The organism is Micromonospora sp. NPDC048909 (genome assembly GCF_040649635.1).
Lineage (GTDB): Bacteria > Actinomycetota > Actinomycetes > Mycobacteriales > Micromonosporaceae > Micromonospora.
This window is the reverse complement of the sequence record NZ_JBEZFU010000006.1, coordinates 364,544-381,379: the sequence shown is the minus strand read 5'-3', so window position 1 is coordinate 381,379 and position 16,836 is coordinate 364,544. Positions and strand designations below refer to the sequence as shown.

The 16,836-nt window shown below is 73.7% G+C and carries 19 protein-coding genes; 4 read left to right on the top strand and 15 right to left on the bottom strand.

Annotation, left to right across the window (positions count from 1 at the left end; genetic code table 11):
• Positions 1–5 precede the first annotated feature (5 nt).
• The 12 genes from AB0C04_RS19450 to AB0C04_RS19395 form a co-directional block, all read right to left on the bottom strand.
• Complete coding sequence (locus AB0C04_RS19450; protein ID WP_357056565.1) at positions 6–863, bottom strand: lysophospholipid acyltransferase family protein; 858 nt, start codon at positions 861–863, stop codon at positions 6–8.
• A gap of 152 nt (positions 864–1,015) precedes the next feature.
• Positions 1,016–2,089, bottom strand: coding sequence for an NAD-dependent epimerase/dehydratase family protein (locus AB0C04_RS19445; protein ID WP_357056235.1), 1,074 nt, complete (start codon positions 2,087–2,089; stop codon positions 1,016–1,018).
• A gap of 120 nt (positions 2,090–2,209) precedes the next feature.
• Complete coding sequence (locus AB0C04_RS19440; RefSeq protein ID WP_007465623.1) at positions 2,210–2,311, bottom strand: AURKAIP1/COX24 domain-containing protein; 102 nt, start codon at positions 2,309–2,311, stop codon at positions 2,210–2,212.
• Between the two features lie 363 nt (positions 2,312–2,674).
• Positions 2,675–2,884, bottom strand: coding sequence for a helix-turn-helix domain-containing protein (locus tag AB0C04_RS19435; protein WP_007465625.1), 210 nt, complete (start codon positions 2,882–2,884; stop codon positions 2,675–2,677).
• A gap of 268 nt (positions 2,885–3,152) precedes the next feature.
• The gene (locus tag AB0C04_RS19430; protein ID WP_357056232.1) at positions 3,153–4,337 is read right to left on the bottom strand and encodes an ABC transporter permease; all 1,185 of its coding nucleotides are present in this window, start codon (positions 4,335–4,337) and stop codon (positions 3,153–3,155) included.
• The gene (locus tag AB0C04_RS19425) at positions 4,334–5,230 is read right to left on the bottom strand and encodes an ABC transporter ATP-binding protein (RefSeq protein WP_357056229.1); all 897 of its coding nucleotides are present in this window, start codon (positions 5,228–5,230) and stop codon (positions 4,334–4,336) included. The genes AB0C04_RS19430 and AB0C04_RS19425 overlap by 4 nt, the downstream gene beginning before the upstream one ends.
• On the bottom strand, positions 5,227–6,621 hold the full coding sequence (locus tag AB0C04_RS19420) for an efflux RND transporter periplasmic adaptor subunit (RefSeq protein ID WP_357056226.1): 1,395 nt from the start codon (positions 6,619–6,621) through the stop codon (positions 5,227–5,229). The genes AB0C04_RS19425 and AB0C04_RS19420 overlap by 4 nt, the downstream gene beginning before the upstream one ends.
• A gap of 73 nt (positions 6,622–6,694) precedes the next feature.
• The gene (locus AB0C04_RS19415; protein WP_357056223.1) at positions 6,695–7,984 is read right to left on the bottom strand and encodes a hypothetical protein; all 1,290 of its coding nucleotides are present in this window, start codon (positions 7,982–7,984) and stop codon (positions 6,695–6,697) included.
• Positions 7,985–8,075: 91 nt separating this feature from the next.
• Positions 8,076–8,414 carry a DUF2568 domain-containing protein gene (locus AB0C04_RS19410; RefSeq protein WP_357056220.1) on the bottom strand — a complete coding sequence of 113 codons (339 nt, stop codon included), beginning with the start codon at positions 8,412–8,414 and terminating at the stop codon, positions 8,076–8,078.
• Positions 8,411–8,986, bottom strand: coding sequence for a TetR-like C-terminal domain-containing protein (locus AB0C04_RS19405; protein WP_357056217.1), 576 nt, complete (start codon positions 8,984–8,986; stop codon positions 8,411–8,413). Before AB0C04_RS19405 ends, AB0C04_RS19410 begins: the two co-directional genes overlap by 4 nt.
• Positions 8,979–9,779, bottom strand: a complete 801-nt coding sequence (locus AB0C04_RS19400) for an alpha/beta hydrolase (protein ID WP_357056214.1) — start codon at positions 9,777–9,779, stop codon at positions 8,979–8,981. Before AB0C04_RS19400 ends, AB0C04_RS19405 begins: the two co-directional genes overlap by 8 nt.
• A 100-nt stretch (positions 9,780–9,879) precedes the next feature.
• Entirely contained in the window at positions 9,880–10,800 is a 921-nt protein-coding gene (locus tag AB0C04_RS19395; protein WP_357056211.1) for a proline dehydrogenase family protein, read from the bottom strand.
• A 107-nt stretch (positions 10,801–10,907) separates the two neighbouring features.
• On the opposite strand from AB0C04_RS19395, the gene AB0C04_RS19390 reads away from it, so the two are divergent.
• Genes AB0C04_RS19390 through AB0C04_RS19380 form a run of 3 tightly spaced genes read left to right on the top strand, consistent with a single transcriptional unit; the run spans position 10,908 to position 12,954 of the window.
• Positions 10,908–11,180, top strand: a complete 273-nt coding sequence (locus tag AB0C04_RS19390; RefSeq protein WP_350875707.1) for a hypothetical protein — start codon at positions 10,908–10,910, stop codon at positions 11,178–11,180.
• 1 nt (position 11,181) lies between these two features.
• Positions 11,182–12,348, top strand: coding sequence for a glutathionylspermidine synthase family protein (locus AB0C04_RS19385; protein ID WP_357056208.1), 1,167 nt, complete (start codon positions 11,182–11,184; stop codon positions 12,346–12,348).
• Positions 12,349–12,366: 18 nt separating this feature from the next.
• On the top strand, positions 12,367–12,954 hold the full coding sequence (locus AB0C04_RS19380; RefSeq protein WP_357056205.1) for a CGNR zinc finger domain-containing protein: 588 nt from the start codon (positions 12,367–12,369) through the stop codon (positions 12,952–12,954).
• A gap of 64 nt (positions 12,955–13,018) precedes the next feature.
• Here AB0C04_RS19380 and AB0C04_RS19375 read toward each other — a convergent pair whose 3' ends face one another.
• Positions 13,019–13,825 (bottom strand): sugar phosphate isomerase/epimerase, encoded by an 807-nt coding sequence (locus AB0C04_RS19375; protein WP_357056202.1) that lies wholly within the window; start codon positions 13,823–13,825, stop codon positions 13,019–13,021.
• Between the two features lie 77 nt (positions 13,826–13,902).
• Positions 13,903–14,847 (bottom strand): Ppx/GppA phosphatase family protein, encoded by a 945-nt coding sequence (locus tag AB0C04_RS19370; RefSeq protein WP_357056199.1) that lies wholly within the window; start codon positions 14,845–14,847, stop codon positions 13,903–13,905.
• Between the two features lie 79 nt (positions 14,848–14,926).
• Between AB0C04_RS19370 and AB0C04_RS19365 the strand changes: the two genes are divergently transcribed.
• Positions 14,927–15,724: a hypothetical protein gene (locus AB0C04_RS19365; protein ID WP_357056562.1), complete on the top strand. Its 798-nt coding sequence runs from the start codon at positions 14,927–14,929 to the stop codon at positions 15,722–15,724.
• A 418-nt stretch (positions 15,725–16,142) separates the two neighbouring features.
• Here the strand turns inward: AB0C04_RS19365 and AB0C04_RS19360 are convergent, their stop codons facing one another.
• Positions 16,143–16,826, bottom strand: coding sequence for a response regulator transcription factor (locus AB0C04_RS19360; RefSeq protein ID WP_350875712.1), 684 nt, complete (start codon positions 16,824–16,826; stop codon positions 16,143–16,145).
• Positions 16,827–16,836: the final 10 nt, after the last annotated feature.

The window sequence follows — 16,836 nt, the reverse complement described above, 5'->3', positions numbered from 1 at the left end:
CCGGCTCACGGGCCGAACGGGTCCGGACGCCGCTCCAGCAGCCGGTGCAGGGTCTGCTGGATGGTCTCCCGCACCTGGTCAGCGAGGTTGAACACGACAAGCGGGTCGTCGGCGGAGTCGGTCAGGTGTGCCGTCGGGATCGGCGGGCAGAACTCGATCAGCCACTTGCTCGGCAACGGGACCATGCCCAGCGGCCCGAGCCAGGGGAAGGTCGGGGTGACCGGGAAGTAGGGCAGCTTCAGCAGCCGCGCGAGGGGCTTGATGTCCGCGAGCATCGGATAGATCTCCTCGCCCCCGACGATCGCCACCGGCACGATCGGGGTGCCGGTACGCAGCGCGGCCGAGACGAACCCGCCCCGGCCGAAGCGTTGCAGCTTGTAGCGCTCGGAGTAGAGCTTGCCGATGCCCTTAAAGCCCTCGGGGAAGACGCCGACCAGCTCGCCGGTGCCGAGCAGGCGCTCGGCGTCCGGGTTGCAGGCCACCGTGCCACCCGACTTGCGGGCCAGCTCGGAGACGATCGGCATCCGGAAGACCAGGTCCGCGCCGAGCAGTCGGAGGAAGCGGTGTGCGGGGTGCTGGTCGTGCAGGGCGGCCGAGAGGATCAGCGCGTCCAGCGCCACGGTGCCCGAGTGGTTGCCGACGATCAGGCCGGCGCCGTCGCCGGGCACATGTTCGATGCCGCTGACCTCGGTGCGGAACCAGTCCCGGTAGAGCAGCCGCAGCACGGGGTGGAAGACGGACTCGGTCAGCTCCGGGTCGAAGCCGAACTCGTCGACCTCGTAGTCGCCGGCGAGCCGGCGGCGCAGGAACGCCAGGCCGCTCGCCACCTTGCGGTCCCAGGGGTCCCCCGGCCGGTCGGCCACCGCCGGCCCGTCCGGCCGCGACGCCGCTTCGGGGGCGGCCGGGCCGGTGTGGTGGTGCCCGTTGCGCCGCGCCGGCTCCGCGTCCGGACCGGGCGGGTTCGGCGGTACGTCGAACCGGCCGCCGAGCTCGGCGCCGTCGCGCCCCGGCCCGTTCACGGCCGCTCCCGTACGGCGGCCCGCACCTGCCGGATGCCGTCCAGCACCAGTTGCTCGGCGACGGCCAGGTGGCCGCGGGTGACCACCGCGCCGCCGTGGTGCGCGCGGATGAAGTCGTCGAACGCGGCGGCGGTGGAGCGTGGGGTGAAGCCGTACTCGCGCTCCAGCCGGCTGGTGTCGACCACCCGGCCGTGCACGAAGAGGTCGACCTGGTCGAGGCCGTAGCGGCCGAAGCCGAGGTTGCGGGCGAGCGCGGCGGCCCCGGAGAGGCCGGGCTCCAGCACCGGCAGGGTCACCCGGCCGGCCCGCCGGATCGCCTGGGTGAGGTTGAGTACGCCCGGGCCGGCCACGTTGTAGGTGCCCGGATGCTCCTCGACGACCGACCGGTGCAGCACCTCGAGCGCGTCGTCGAAGTGCAGGAACTGCAGCCGCGGATCACGGCCGAAGACGGTGGGCACCACCGGCTGGGAGAAGTAGCGGGTCAGCGTGGTGTCGGCGGTCGAGCCGATGAACGGCGCGAAGCGCAGCACCGTCGCAGTGACGTCGGGCCGGCGTCGGCGGAAGCCGCGGACGTACCCCTCGATGTCGAGGATGTCGCGGCCGAAGCCGCCGCGCGGCACCTCGCGCGGCTCGGTCTCCTCGGTGAAGACGGCCGGGTCGCGGAAGGACGCCCCGTACGCGGCGGTCGAGGAGCGGACGACCAGCTTGCGCAGCCGGGGCGCGCGCTGACAGGCGGCGAGCAGCTGCATGGTGCCGATGACGTTCTGGTCCTTCATGGCGGACCGGCCACCGTGCTGCTGGTCGGGGGCGGTGACCAGCGCGAGGTGCACCACCGCGTCGACCTCGAGGTCGGCGAGGAGGCCGCCGAGCGAGCCGGGGTCGATCCGGATCCGCTCGACCCCGTCGAGCAGCTCGGCGAACTCGTTGCCGGACTCCGCCGGGTCGATGCCGATCACCCGCTCGATCCGCTCGTCGCCGGCGAGCCGCGCGGCCACGTGCGCGCCGAGGTAGCGGCCCACCCCGGTCACGACGACGACCCCCGGGGCACCTGGGGTGCCACCGGGGGTCATCCTTCGCACCTCCCCCGGCAGGCGTGATCGAGCCGGGACATCCGCGGCCTGATCACCTGAGCCTCCGAGGGTCGACAGTTGGCAAGTGACGCCGTTGCCGGGCCGCGGGCCCGGCGTGGGTCACTTGCCGAGACGGCGACGCTGGACGCGGGTCTTGCGCAGCAGCTTGCGGTGCTTCTTCTTAGCCATGCGCTTGCGGCGCTTCTTGACCACCGAGCCCATACGACAGCCTTTCGATACAACGTGCGGGGCGGATCGGGTGACGCCACGCGGGTGGCATCGGCGACCGCTTGCGGACAACGGACCGGACCAGGTCGGGCGGCAGGGCGCACGGGGTGCGGTCACGGTCGGGGTCCAGGGTAGCGGGAGAGCCTCATCAGGACCAACGCGCCCCCGTCGATGCACCCGCCGGGGCGATCCCGCGTTCAGGGCCGCGGGCCCGCGCGGTCACTCCTCGCGCTCACAGAGAGCTGGCCTGGCTCGCGACTGCGGGGCTCGCAAGCTCACTCCTCGCGCTCGCGGAAAGCTGGCCTGGCTCGCGACTGCGGGGCCTGTCAGGTTGGGGGCGACGGGCTGTCCGGTGGCTCAGGCGGTCTCCTGAAAGGCGCCCCGGAGATATTCGTGCACCGCGTGTTCGGGCACCCGGAACGACCGGCCGACCCGCACCGCGGTGAGTTCACCGCTGTGCACCAGGCGGTAGACCGTCATCTTCGACACCCGCATGACCGTCGCCACCTCGGCGACGGTCAGGAACTTGACCTCCGACAGCCGACCGTCGGACTGCGACCCGGCCATGGCTCACCGACCCATCCCATGCCCGGCGCGTGCCAATCCGACGGTTGCTCCCGCTCGCACCGGCGACGCGCGTGTTACCAGTACGGTAGCGGGGCCGCTGTTACCGGCGCGATCCCTTCGTACAACTGATCATGAATCGAGCCTCGGTTCACCCGTTCTGAGCTGCCGGTACCTCCCTTCCTGCGTCGCGCGTCCCGTTGCCGGAACCGCTGGCGCGGGACACGGAGCGCGACCGGCGGGCGTCTTCCGCTCGACGTGGCTGGAGCTTTCACTCCGCGCGTAGCGCGACCACCGGGTCGAGCTTTCCGGCCCGTTGCGCCGGGACCACCCCGAAGATGATCCCCACCGCCGCGGACACCCCGAAGGCGAGCGCCAGCGACCACCAGGTGATCGCCGCCGGGATCGGCGACACGGCGTCCACCAGCAGCGCGGTGCCGACCCCGAGCGCCATGCCGGTGAGCCCGCCGATCGAGGTGAGCAGCACCGCCTCCAGCAGGAACTGCACGCCGATGTCCCGGGGTCGGGCGCCGACCGCCTTGCGCAGCCCGATCTCCCGGGTCCGTTCCCGGACGCCGACCAGCATGATGTTGGAGACGCCGACCCCGCCGACCAGCAGCGAGATGCCCGCGATGGCGGCCAGCACGCCGGTCAGCACACCGAGGATGTCGCCCAGCACGCCGAGGATCTGCTCCTGGGTGACCGCGCTGAACTCGGTGCCCGGATGACGACGGGTCAGCTCGGCCACGATCCGGTCGCCCAGCTCGTCGATCCGCTCCCGGTCCGGCGCCTTCACCGCGATCCCGTCGACCCGCTGGGTGCCGTAGAGCCGCTGCGCCGCGGTGACCGGGATGTGCACCTCGTCGTCGCGGTCCACGCCGAGGCTCTGGCCGAGCGGCGCGAAGACACCGACGACCCGGAACCGCACCCCGGCCACGGCGATCTGCTGGCCCAGCGGGTCCCGGTCGGGAAAGAGCGCGCCGGCCACGGCGGCCCCGAGCACCGCCACCCGGCGGCCGGTGTCCACGTCGGATCCGCTCAGGTAGCGGCCCCGGGCCAGCTCCCGGGTGAAGACCTGCGGGGTGGTCTCCAGCACCCCCTGCACGGTGCTGAAATCGGTGCGGTTCCCGGCTCGCACGGTGGCGCCGGAGGCGACGGTGACCGCGACCCGGTTCGGGTCGCCGACCACCCGGGTGACCGCGTCGACGTCGGCGAGGGTGAGCGGGGAGACCGCCGGGGCGGCGCCGACGTCCAGCCGGCCGGGAACCACCAGGAGCAGGTTCGAGCCGAGGCCCTCGACCTGCCGCTCGACCTGCTCCTTGGTGCCGGTGCCGATGGCCACCAGCACCACCACCGAGGCGACGCCGATGATCACTCCGAGCATGGTGAGCGCACTGCGCAGCCGGTTCGCGCGCAGCGCGTCCAGCGCCACCCGCCACGCCTCGGCCAGCCTCACCGGTCGTCCCCGTCCGGTGCGCCGGTCCCGCCGGCGGTCGGTCGCGGAAGGCGCCCGGTGGCTCCGGTGGCGCCACCGGAGCCACCGGGCGGGCACCCCGGGCCGCTTCCGGACGCGGACCGGGGCTCCGCGCTGGGAGCGGGGACCAGTGTCTCAGGTACGCCGGAGCCGGCGGACAGCGGTGGATCATGAAGGTCGGATCGGGCACTGTCGGCGACCACCACGCCGTCGCGAAGGGTTATCCGTCGCCGGGCCCGGGCCGCGACCTCCTGGTCGTGCGTCACCATCACCAGGGCGACGCCGGAGTCGGCGTTCAGCTCCTCCAGCAGCTCCAGCACCGCCGCGCCGGTCACGCTGTCCAGGTTGCCGGTCGGCTCGTCGGCGAGCAGCACGGCCGGGTCGGTGACCAGCGCCCGGGCGATGGCGACCCGCTGCTGCTCGCCGCCGGAGAGCTGGTTGGGCCGGTGGTCGAGCCGGTGCCCGAGCCCGACCCGGCCCAGCATCGCCGCCGCCCGCTGCCGCCGCTGCCGGGCACCGACGCCCCGGTAGACCAGCGGCAGCGCGACATTGTCCACCGCGGACGTCCGGGGCAGCAGGTGGAACGCCTGGAAGACGAAGCCGATGGTCTCGTTGCGCAGGGTGGCCAGCTCCGGCGCGCTGAGGCCGGCCACCTCCCGGCCGCCGATCGCCAACCGGCCGCCGGTCGGCCGGTCCAACCCGCCGAGCAGGTGCATCAGCGTCGACTTGCCGGAGCCGGACGGCCCGACCAGGGCCACGTAGTCGCCGGCCGCGACGGTCAGCGTCACCCCGCGCAGCGCGGGCACCGACACCCCGTCGAGCTGGTACGTCCGGGACACGTCGACCGCCTCGATCGCCGGCACCGTCGGGCTCACCCGACTTCCTGGCCCTCGCGGACCTGGTCGGCGCCGCGGACCACGATCCGCTCGCCGGCCTGCACCCCGCTCACGATCTGCACGAGGTCCTGCCCCTGCACGCCCACCGTCACCGCCGCCCGGTCGGCCCGGCCCTCCCGGACCACCCACACCGCGTCCCGGCCGTCGGCCGAGAAGACCGCCGAGGCGGGTACGGTCAGCGCGTCGGTGGCCTCGCGGACCCGCAGGTGGACCACGGCGTTCATGCCGGGGCGTGGCGTCGGGGCGGCTTCGCCCTCGCCGAGCCGACCCGCGCCGAGGGTGAGCCGCACCCGGTAGGACACCCCGCCGCGCGCCGAGTTGGTCGGCAGCACGTCCACCGAGCGCACCGTCGCGTCGTACGTCGCACCGGTCACCGCGTCCAATTCGACCTCGGCGGTGAGCCCGACCCGGACCAGCAGCACGTCGGTCTCGTCCACCTCGGCGAGCAGGCCCAGCTCCCCGAGGTCCACCACGGTCAGGACCGGCGTGCCGGCGGTGACCCGCCCGCCGACGGGGACCGCACCGTCCACGCCGGGCGGCGGACCGGTCGGCGCGGGGGCGAGCGCCCCGGGGGCGAGGCCGGCCGGCACGCCACCGGCACCGAGCAGCCCGGCGAGCGCGTCGGCCGAACTGCCGCCGCCGCTCGTTCCGCCGGGCTGCACCACGCCGCCGATCGGGGCGCGCAGGGTGAGCGCGTCGACGGTCGCCTTTGCCAGGTCGTACGCCTGTTGGGCTTGCAGCCGTTGCGCGGCGGAGAGCGCGCCGACCGCGGAGTTCAACCCGCGGATGCCCTGCTGCACTGCGCGGACCGCCTGGTCCGCGGTGCGCGCGGCGGCGGTGTACTGCCGCTCGGCGGCCTCGACCTGGCGCAGCAGCGCGTCGCGCAGACGCGGGTCGCCGACCTTCCCGGCGGCGATCCGCGCCGCGTCGAACGCCTCGGCGGCGGCCCGGTCGGTGCCGCGCCGGCTGCCGCCCAGCTCGCCGACCCCGACGCCGCGCCCGGCCCGCTTCGCGGCGGTCAGCGCCGCCCGGGCCTGCCGGAGCCGGTCCTGGGCGGACGGGGAGCTGATGACGGCCAGCACCTGGCCCTTGCGGACCCGCTGGCCGGGCTGGACACGCAGGCTGGTGAGCGTGCCGTCGGCGGGCGCGGTGAGGGTGGCCGCCGCCCGTGCGGTGACGGTCGCCGGGGCGTCCACCACCTCGGTGACGGCGGACCGGCCGACCGCGGCGAGCGCGAAGGGCGACGGATCGTCGCCGCAGGACGCGGCGGTGGTGCCGGTCAGGACAACCGTGGCGAGCAGGGCGACGAGCAGGCGGGGCCGCATGGCTGCGCGCAGCCGCGGCGGATCGGTGCGGCGCACGCGGCCCATGCTACGAGCCGAAGTCGACGCCCGCCGATGTGGCTGCCTCGGCGGGCACCAGGTGCGGCGGCAGGCCGCCGGATCAGGTGACGAGGGCCCGGATGTAGGCGACGCACTCGTCGTGCAGGGCGGGCCAGGGCTCGCCGAGGGTTCGTTCGGCGGCCTGGTCTATCGGCCTGCGCTCGTGCACCACGGCGGCGAAGAAGGCGAGCACCCGCTGCTCACCGAACCGGTCGACGAGGTGCCGGACGGCCAGATAGCCCAGACCGTAGCTGCTGGCGACCCGCTCGGCGGACGCGTCGTCGGCGGGCGCTATCCCGTCCAGCTTCCCGTTCCAGCCGCTCCGGACCAGCTGCCGCACCTCGGTCAGCCCGCTGTACCGGCCGACCGGCTCGCCGTCCGCCCCGGCGTACTCGGCCAGACCCTCCACCAGCCACCAGTCGTCCGCGCCCGGGTAGCCCCGCTCGGGCAGGGACGAGGCGTGGGTCAGCTCGTGCCGGAGGAGGTCGTCGGTGCCGGCGGGGGTCAGCCCGTCGGCGTTGAGCACCACCTCCTGGTGCCCGCCGCCAACGGTGACCGCGTACCCGCCCGTCCACTTCGGCCGGCCGCCGCCGTACCAGCTCTCCCACTCGGCCCGCCCGGCGTAGAAGATCCGGTAGCGGTCGGGGACCGAACCGGTCGGCGCGTACCGGTCGGCCACCTTCGCCGCCGCCTCGGCCTGGGCCAGCAGGCTCGGCAGTTTGCCGCGCAGCGCGGGTGTGGTGGCGACGATGGTGCGCGGTCCGGTCGCGACGGCCAGCTCGCTGATCTCCCACGGCCGGGTACCGGTCTGCGCCGACTTGGATTCCTCGACCGCGACCAGCCGGGGAACTCCCCCGGCGTCCCGCCAGCGGGTGCCGGCCAGCACCGGGCTGGGCCGGCAGCCGGCCACCACGAAGCAGTACTGGAATCGCACCAGCAGCCGCCACTCGCCGGCCCGGTCGGGTGTCGGGGTGGGCAGGCCGGTCACCTCGGCCCGCCAGGTGGTCACCTTCAGCGCGCGAAGGGCGGCGAACCGGCGCTTCAGGTCGGCGTGTGCGGCCGGCTCGGCGATCGCGAGGAAGCCGGCCCGGTCGCCGGCCAGCAGGGCCGCCGACTGCCGGTCCAACTCGGCCGTTATCCGATCGGCGAGCTGACGCCCGGCCCGGGTCGCCGGATCGTCGGCCGTCGCGTCGGCCCGGCTCAGCACCGCCCGGTGGGTCCCATCACGGAGCACCCCGACCACCAGCACCGCCGGCAGTCCGCAGGTGAGCAACAGCACGACCACCCCGAGCACCGTCCACACCGGCCAGAGTCGGCGCGGGGGACGTGGCTCGTCCAGACCCTCAGTCACGGGCGAAGGGTAACGACCAACCGGCCGATCGGGCGAGGGGCCGCGACCGATCGGTTCGCCCGGCCGCTACTCCGGGTCGCCCGAACGGCACCTACGCCGGGCGACCGGCGCGGCGGAGCAGGGTGACGGTGACGGCCCAGACGGCGACCAGCGCGACCCCGAGCAGCGGCCGGCCGAGCAGGGCGAGCAGGCCGCCACCCAGCACGAACCAGGCGGCCTGGAAGGTGTGCTTGGCCGGCGCCGACAGCGGCACCCGGGCCTTCGGCGAGCCGAAGACCCCCCAGAGCACGGCGAGCAGCAGTGGCACCGCGGCGGCGGCGAGCAGCCGGACCGGGGTGGCCGCGTCCAGCGCCCAGCCCCACCAAGCGCCGATTCCCAGCACGGCGAGCTCCAGCAGGAAGAGCAGGAGCAGCCCGAGGGCGCGGATCATCGCCGCCGCCCGGGCCACGCCTGGAAGGCGGTGTCCAGCGCGGCGATCAGCTCGTCGTACGAGCGGTCGACGTCGCGGGGCAGGCCGAAGCCACCGGCCGCCTCCAACGCGACGAACCCGTGCAGCGCGCTGCGCAGCATCCGGGTGGCGTCGACGGCTTCGTCGCCGGTGAGCCCGTAGCCGCGCAGCACCGCGTAGATGGCGCCGACCGCGCGCTCCCCCGCGGCCACGTGCTCCGGGTCGGCCGGGTCCGGCACCCGCTGCGCGGCGGGATAGCGGCCGGGGTGCCGGTGGGCGTACGCCCGGTAGGCGGTGGCGATGGCGCGCAGGGCGTCCACCCCGGCCCGGCCGACGGCGGCGCCGGTCAGCTCGGTGGCCAGCTCGGCGGTGGCCAGCGCGGAGAGCTTCTGGGTGAGCGCGTCGGCGCCCCGGATGTGCTTGTAGAGGCTGGGCAACGCGACGCCGAGGCGGGCGGCCAACGCGGCGAGGGTGAGCTGCTGGTAGCCGACCTCGTCGGCCAGCCGGGCGGCCTCACGCACCACGGTCTGCTGGTTGAGGCCGACCCTAGGCACCGGCGGCCACCGCCAGGAACGCGGTCAGCTGCTCGGCCGTGCGCGCCGGCTGGTCGGTGTGCGGGTAGTGACCGGAGTCGGCGATCATCCGGGCCTCGGCGGTGGCGAAGAGCCGGCGCGCCGCGCGCGCCTCGCCGCCCGGGTCCTTGAAATCCGGGTCGCGCGCGCCCATCAGCACCAGGACCGGCTGCCGGACCTCGCGGGCGCGGGTGGTCCAGTGCGGCTCGACCGGCTCGACGACGCCCCGCAGGGCCGCCATCCGGCCCGGCTGGCGCAGGTTGGCGACCATCGCCCGGCGGTAGTCGGCGTCGTCGGCGGGGCGCACGGCCGGGAACAGGGTCTTGTGGAACATCCCGAACGCCCGGGGGCTGTGCAGCACCACGGCCAGGACGGCCCGCATGACCGGGTTGAGCTTCGGCTGGTCGACGAACGCGCCGATCTGCACGATGCCGGCGACCAGCTCGGGCGCCTCGGTCGCCGCGAAGACCACCGCCGCGGCGGCCGACGAGCTGCCGACCAGGACGGCCGGACCGCCGCCCAGGTCGCGGACCACCGCCAGCAGGTCGCCGCCGACCTCCGCCGGGGCGTACGTCGACCAGCCGACGCTGGACGCGCCGTGCCCCCGGACGTCCATCGACGCGACCCGGTAGCCGGCCGCGACGAGCAGCGGCACCAGGTGGCGGTAGGAGCCGCGGTTCTCTCCCATGCCGTGGGCGAGGACCACCAGCGGCCCGGCGCCGTGCACCTCGTAGGCGATCCGACCGCCGACCCGATCAACGTAGCTAATGTCCATAACCAGAAAGCTAACCCCATTAGCCGCTGGCGTCAAGTCGAAACGACGGACGGGCCGGCGGGACGTCGTCCCACCGGCCCGTCCGGGCGATCGGTTGCGGCTACTTCTTGGAGACCAGGGCGCGGCCGAAGAAGACCAGGTTGGCCGGGCGCTCGGCGAGCCGGCGCATCAGGTAGCCGTACCACTCGTCGCCGTACGGGACGTAGGTGCGCACGGTGTAGCCCTCGGCGACCAGCCGGGCCTGCTCCTCCGGGCGGATGCCGTAGAGCATCTGGAACTCGAAGCGCTCCGGCCCCCGGTCGAACCAGCGGGCCCGGTCCTCGCCGATGGCGATCAACCGCGGGTCGTGGGTGGCCAGCATCGGGTAGCCGTCGCCGGACATCAGCACGTTCATGCAGCGGACGTAGGACTTGTCCACCTCGCGGGCGGACTGGTAGGCCACCGACTCCGGCTCCTTGTACGCCCCCTTGCAGAGCCGCACCCGGGAGCCGGCAGTGGCCAGCTCACGGCAGTCCGACTCGGTCCGTCGCAGGTACGCCTGGAGCACCGCGCCGGTCGACGGGAAGTCCTTGCGGAGCTTGGCCAGGACGTCCAGGGTCGAGTCGGTGGTGGTGTGGTCCTCCATGTCCAGGGTGACCGTGGTGCCCGCCGCGTCCGCCGCCGCGCAGATCGCCCGGGCGTTGTCGTACGCCAACTGCTCGTCGAACTTCTGCCCGAGCGCGGAGAGCTTCACGCTGACCTCGGCGGCCGGGGTGAGCCCCGCACCGGCGAGCAGCCGCAGCAGCTTCAGGTACTCGTCCCGGGTGGCGTTGGCCTGCTCGGGGGTGACGGTGTCCTCACCGAGGTTGTCGAGGGTGACCGCGAGACCGTCGTCGACGAGTGCGCGGGTGGCGCGCAGCGCGTCGTCGGTCTTGGCGCCGGCGACGAACCGGCGGACGACGTCCCGGGTGAACGGGGCAGTCGCGACGAGCCGCTCGACCTGGGATGACCGGGAGGCGGCGAGGATGACGGAACGGAGCATGAGCCGAGCGTAACGCCCGTGCACGGGCCCGCGCCGAGGGGCGGCGGCCTTCCCTGGGAGCCGCCCCGGGGCACACGGACATGGCACGGATCGGCTACAACGATGCCGTGGAACGACACCCTCGCCGCCGGCTCCGGTCGGCCTCCGTGCAGCTCGGCGCGCTCACCGCCCTGGCCCTCGCCCTGTCCGGCTGCAACCTGACCTCCGACGACGACGATGACGACGACTGCGCGCTCGGGCCCGGAGGCGGCGGCGACACCGTGGCGCTGGCGATGCGGGTCGCCGGTCCGTCCACGGCGCGCAGCGCCCCCGAGCCGGCCGCCGCGGCCGTGCCCGATCGGGGCGGCTTCGGCACGCACCTCGCCTCCTGCGGCGGCTGAGGTGCGCCGGAAGTCGGTCACCCCCCGACCGGACTGGGACGCCACCATCCGCGCGCAGGGGCTGGTGTACGTGGACACCGAGCTGCCCGACGGCGGGGTCATGTCGTACTGGGACGAGACCGCCGCCTACGCCTTCGACCTCGCCGAGGTGCTGCGGCTGGAGGAGGCGACCGAGCAGCTGCACCGGATGTCGGTGGCCGCCGCCGAGCACGTGGTGGCGCGCGGGCGGTACGCCGAGTTCGGCATTCCTGCCTGGGCGGCCGAGGCGGTGGCCCGGTCGCTGCGCGAGGGGCCGCCGACCCTCTACGGCCGCTTCGACCTCGCCTACGACGGCAGCTGGCCCCCGAAGCTGCTGGAGTACAACGCCGACACCCCGACCTCACTGGTCGAGGCGGCGATCGTGCAGTGGTACTGGCTGGAGCAGACCCGCCCGGAGCTGGACCAGTGGAACAGCCTGCACGAGCGGCTGGTCGGGGCGTGGGCGGCGGTCGGCGGCGGGCTGCACGATCGCCGGGTGCACGTGGCCTGGTCGAGTGAGGAGGAGTCGGGCGAAGACCACATGACGGCCGGCTACCTGGCCGAGACCGCCCGTCAGGCCGGGCTGGGCGTCGAGCTGCTGCCGATCCAGGAGATCGGCTGGGACGGCCGGCGCTTCGTCGACGCGGCCGACCAGCCGGTCACCACCTGCTTCAAGCTCTATCCGTGGGAGTGGATGCTCGCCGAGCCGTACGGCCGGCTCGCGCTCGAACCGGGCACGCCGACCACCTGGATCGAACCGGCCTGGAAGCTGCTGCTCTCCAACAAGGCGCTGCTCGCCGTGCTCTGGGAGCTCTACCCCGGGCACGAGTACCTGCTCCCCGCGTACCTCGACTCGCCGCGCGGGATGTCCGAGTACGTGGCCAAGCCGCTGCTCGGCCGGGAGGGCGGCTCGGTGCGGATCGTCACGCCCACCGAGGAGATCACGAACCCCGGGATCTACGGCGACGAGGGCTGGTGTTACCAGGAGTTCCGCCCGCTACCCGAGTTCGACGGCAACCGGACGGTGCTGGGGAGCTGGATCGTCGCCGGTGAGTCGGCCGGCGCCGGGGTACGGGAGAGCGTCAGTCTGATCACCGACGGTTACGCGAGGTTCCTGCCGCACTACATCGACGCGCCGCGTCCCGCCTGAGTCGTCTACCTTTGTGGGGTGAACTTCGACGCGTACGCGCGAACCGGCGTTGACCTCGTCAACGCCCGCCTGGACGACCTCGACGACCTGCGGGCCCTCTTCCCCGAGACCAGCGCCTGGATGCGCGAGGAGGCCGCGGAACGGGACCTGGCGATCTTCCGGCGGGCGCAGAAGCGCCTGCGCGACGTCTTCGACTACGGCACCTCCGGGCGGGACGCGCAGGCGGTCGCCGAGCTCAACGCCCTGCTGGAGGCCTACCCGGTGCAGCCCCGCATCTCGGGTCACGACTCCAGCGACTGGCACATGCACGTGACCAGCCGGGGCGCCTCGGTGAGCTCGGAATACCTCGCCGGCGCGGTCTGGGGCCTCTCGGTCTGGCTCTGCGAGTACGGCAGCGCCCGGTTCGGCGTCTGCGCCGACGAGCGCTGCGGCAACGTCTACCTGGACACCTCGTCCAACTGCTGCCGGCGATTCTGCTCGGAGCGCTGCGCCACCCGCTCGCACGTGGCCGCTCACCGGGCGCGCAAGCGGGCGGCGGTCGGCGAGCAGGTCCCCGTCGCCGCCCAGCCGACGGCGACCACCGAGTCGCTCACCCCGGTCAGCTGACTCCACCGACCGGGCCGGTCGGGCCGGCAGCGGTCAGGTCGGCACCGGTCGGGCCGCGCAACGGTCAGGCGTCGACCGGGGACGGCGTGCTCAGGTGCTGGCGCGCGAAGTCCAAGGCGGCCCGAAGGTCCGCCTCGCGCACCGCGCGACTCTTCGCGCCCCGGGTCGACACCTCCACCGCCACCGAGCCGGTGAAGCCGCGCCCGGCCAGCGATCGCAGCAGCTCGGCGCAGGGCTGGGTGCCCCTGCCCGGGACCAGGTGCTCGTCGCGACCCTCACCGGTGCCGTCGCCCAGGTGTACGTGCGCCAGCGCGTCGCCCATCCGGTCGGCCATCTCCAGTGAGTCGGTGTGCGAGGCGGCGCAGTGTGAGAGGTCGAGCGTATAGGCGGGGTAGCCGGTCTCAGTCGGATCCCACCCGGGGACGTAGGGGACGAACTGCCGGCCGGCCATCCGCACCGGGTACATGTTCTCCACCGCGATGCGCAGCCCCGGGTACTGTCCCGCGACGGCGTCCAGCCCGTCGCCGAAGGTCCGCGCGTAGTCGCGCTGCCAGGTGAACGGTGGGTGCACCACCACCGTGGGCGCCTCCAGCGTCTCGGCCAGCTCGGCCGAACGGCGCAGCCGCTCCCACGGGTCGGGGCTCCACACCCGCTGGGTGACCAGCAGGCAGGGCGCGTGCACGGAGAGCACCGGCACCCCGTAGTGCTGGGAGAGGCCGCGCAGCGCGCCGGCGTCCTGGCTTACCGCGTCCGTCCAGACCATCACCTCGACACCGTCGTAGCCGAGCGCCGCGGCCAGCTGGAATGCCGCCGCGGTCCGCTCGGGGAAGACCGAGGAGGTGGACAGGAGCACCGGGACGCGGGAAGTCACACCAGCCAGGGTAGCCCGGTCGCGCCGAAGCATCGTGACGAGAAGTCGTAAAGCGGCCGGAACCGCCCCCCGCCGACTCAGCCGGGACCGAGCTGGTCGAGTCGGCTCAGGATCACGCCCTCCCGCAGCGCCCAGGGGCAGATGTCCAACGCGTCCACGTCCAGCCGGCGCATCACCGCCTCGGCGACGACCGCGCCTGCCATCAGCTGGTGGGCCCGGCCCATGCTGACCCCCTCCAGCTCCGACAGGTGCCCGGGCGGAATGTGCCGGATGAAGCCGATCACCTGGCGCAGACCGGTGCGGGTGAGGCGTCGCCGGGCCCAGAGTCCCGCGCCGGACGGGGCCGCGCCGGCCAGCCGGGCGAGGGTGCGGAACGTCTTCGAGGTGGCGACCGGCCGATCCCAGCCCACCTCGGTCATCTCCTTGACCACCGGGTCGAGCACCCCGTCGACGTACGCCCGCAGCTCGTCGACGGCTTCGGTGCTTGGTGGCGCGGCGTGGCCGGGCACCACCCGCAGCCGCTCCCGGGTCAACCGGCCGGCACCGAGGGGCAGCGAGACGGCCAGGCTCGGGTCCTCGTCGATCCCGGCGGCGATCTCCAGCGAGCCGCCGCCGATGTCCAGCACCAGCAGCCGCCCGGCGGACCAGCCGAACCAGCGTCGCACCGCGAGGAACGTCATCCGCGCCTCGTCCGCGCCGGAGAGCACCTCGAGGCGTACGCCGGTCTCCTCCCGGACGCGGGCCAGCACCTCAGCCGCGTTGGTGGCCTCCCGAACCGCGGAGGTGGCGAACGCGATCAGGTCGTCGGTGTCCAGGCCGGCGGCCGCCGCCTTGGCCATGCTGACCGCCTTGACCAGCCCGTCGGCGCCGGCCTCGGTGAGCGCGCCGTCCGGGCCGAGCTGTTCGGCCAGTCGCAGCACCACCTTCTCCGAGTGCGCCGGCCAGGGGTGCGCGCCGTGGTGTGCGTCCACCACCAGCAGGTGCACCGTGTTGGAGCCGACGTCGAGGACACCCAGTCGCATGCCCTGACCCTAGGGGCAACACGTTTGCGCGGCTCGCCGGCCCGCGCGGTGTCCCCCGCGTAGGCTGGGCCGGGTGACGATGGAGCTCCGCGTGCTGGTGGACGAGCCCGACGACCCGCGCAGTCGTGAGGTGCCGCTGGACTTCCCTCGGGAGTGGATCGAGTTCGCCGACCCGGCGGACGAGAACCACCAGATCCGCGCCGACCTGACCTGGCTGCTCTCCCGGTGGACCTGCATCTTCGGTCAGGGCTGCCACGGCATCATCGCCGGCCGGGCCGCCGACGGCTGCTGCTCGCACGGTGCCTTCTTCACCGATTCCGACGACGAGAAGCGGGTGCGCGCCGCCGCCAGGCGGCTCACCCCGTCGACCTGGCAGCACTTCCGCCGGGGCTTCAAGAACTGGACCGAGAACGACACCATCGACGGGAAGAACCCGGCCCGACGGACCGCCACCCAGGACGCCGACGGCCCCTGTGTCTTCCTGAACGACGCCGACTTCCCCGGTGGCGGCGGCTGCGCGCTGCACGCCCAGGCGCTACGCGACGGGGTGCACCCGTTGGAATACAAGCCGGACGTCTGCTGGCAGTTGCCGATCCGGCGGGATCAGGACTGGGCCAAGCGGCCGGACAACACCAAGGTGCTGGTCTCCACGCTGTCGGAGTTCGACCGGCGCGGCTGGGGCGCCGGCGGGCACGACCTGCACTGGTGGTGCACCTCCTCGACGGACGCGCACGTCGGCAGCGAGCCGATGTACATCTCCTACGGCCCCGAGCTGACCGCGCTGATCGGAGCGCCCGCGTACGCGAAGCTGGCCGAACTCTGCGCGGCCCGCGTCCGCCAGGGGCTGGTCGCCCCGCATCCCGCCGACGCCTCCTGACCCCGACCGCCGCGACCAGGCCAGCTAGTCACGCGCCGTCACAGCCCTTCCGGCGGGCGGGGATCCTGGTTCCGTCCTTTGCTCTGCTTCACCACAGGAAACAGTCACCCTCCGCGTTTGGCGCTGAGAACCCCGAGCCGCGCCCTCCGGCGAAACCGCAGCTCACGTCGGTGTTGCCGATGGTTCAGCAGAGCAAAGGATGAAAACGGCACCTGGGCGAGGCCGGACGGGCCGTCGTGCTGGGTGATTGGCACCGGAAGACGCTTTGTTACCGAACGTGACCTGTGCGGCCGGGCGCCGGCACGGGGTCCCGGCGACAGCACCGGGGCCGGCAATCCGCGGCGGGCCCGCGCTCAGGCGGAGCCGACGTACCGACGAGGGCCCCGGCAGGGGCGTGGGCCCTCGTCGCGTTCGTCGATCACGGCTCGAACTTGTAGCCCAGGCCACGGACGGTCACGATGTAGCGCGGCGCGGAGGGCTCCGGCTCGATCTTGGAACGCAGTCGCTTGACGTGCACGTCCAGCGTCTTGGTGTCGCCGACGTAGTCGGCGCCCCAGACGCGGTCGATGAGCTGCCCCCGGGTGAGCACCCGCCCGGCGTTGCGCAGCAGGAGCTCCAGCAGCTCGAACTCCTTCAGCGGCAGCTGCACGGCCCCGCCGTCGACGGTCACCACGTGCCGCTCGATGTCCATCCGGACCGGGCCGGCGGCCAGCGTCGGGGCACCCGACTCGGCCACCTCGGGGGTCTGCCGGCGCAGCACCGCCCGGATCCGGGCCACCAGCTCCCGAGGCGAGTACGGCTTGGTCACGTAGTCGTCGGCGCCGATCTCCAAGCCGACCACCTTGTCGATCTCACTGTCCCGCGCGGTGACCATGATGATCGGCACGTGCGAGCGCTGCCGGAGCTGCCGGCACACCTCGGTCCCCGACATTTCGGGCAGCATCAGGTCGAGCAGCACGATGTCGGCGCCGGTCCGGTCGAACTCGGTGAGGGCGGAGGGGCCGGTCGCGGCGACCGAGACCTCAAAGCCCTCCTTGCGGAGCATGTACGACAGGGCGTCGGAGAACGACTCCTCGTCTTCGACCACCAGAACGCGGCTCAACGGAGATTTC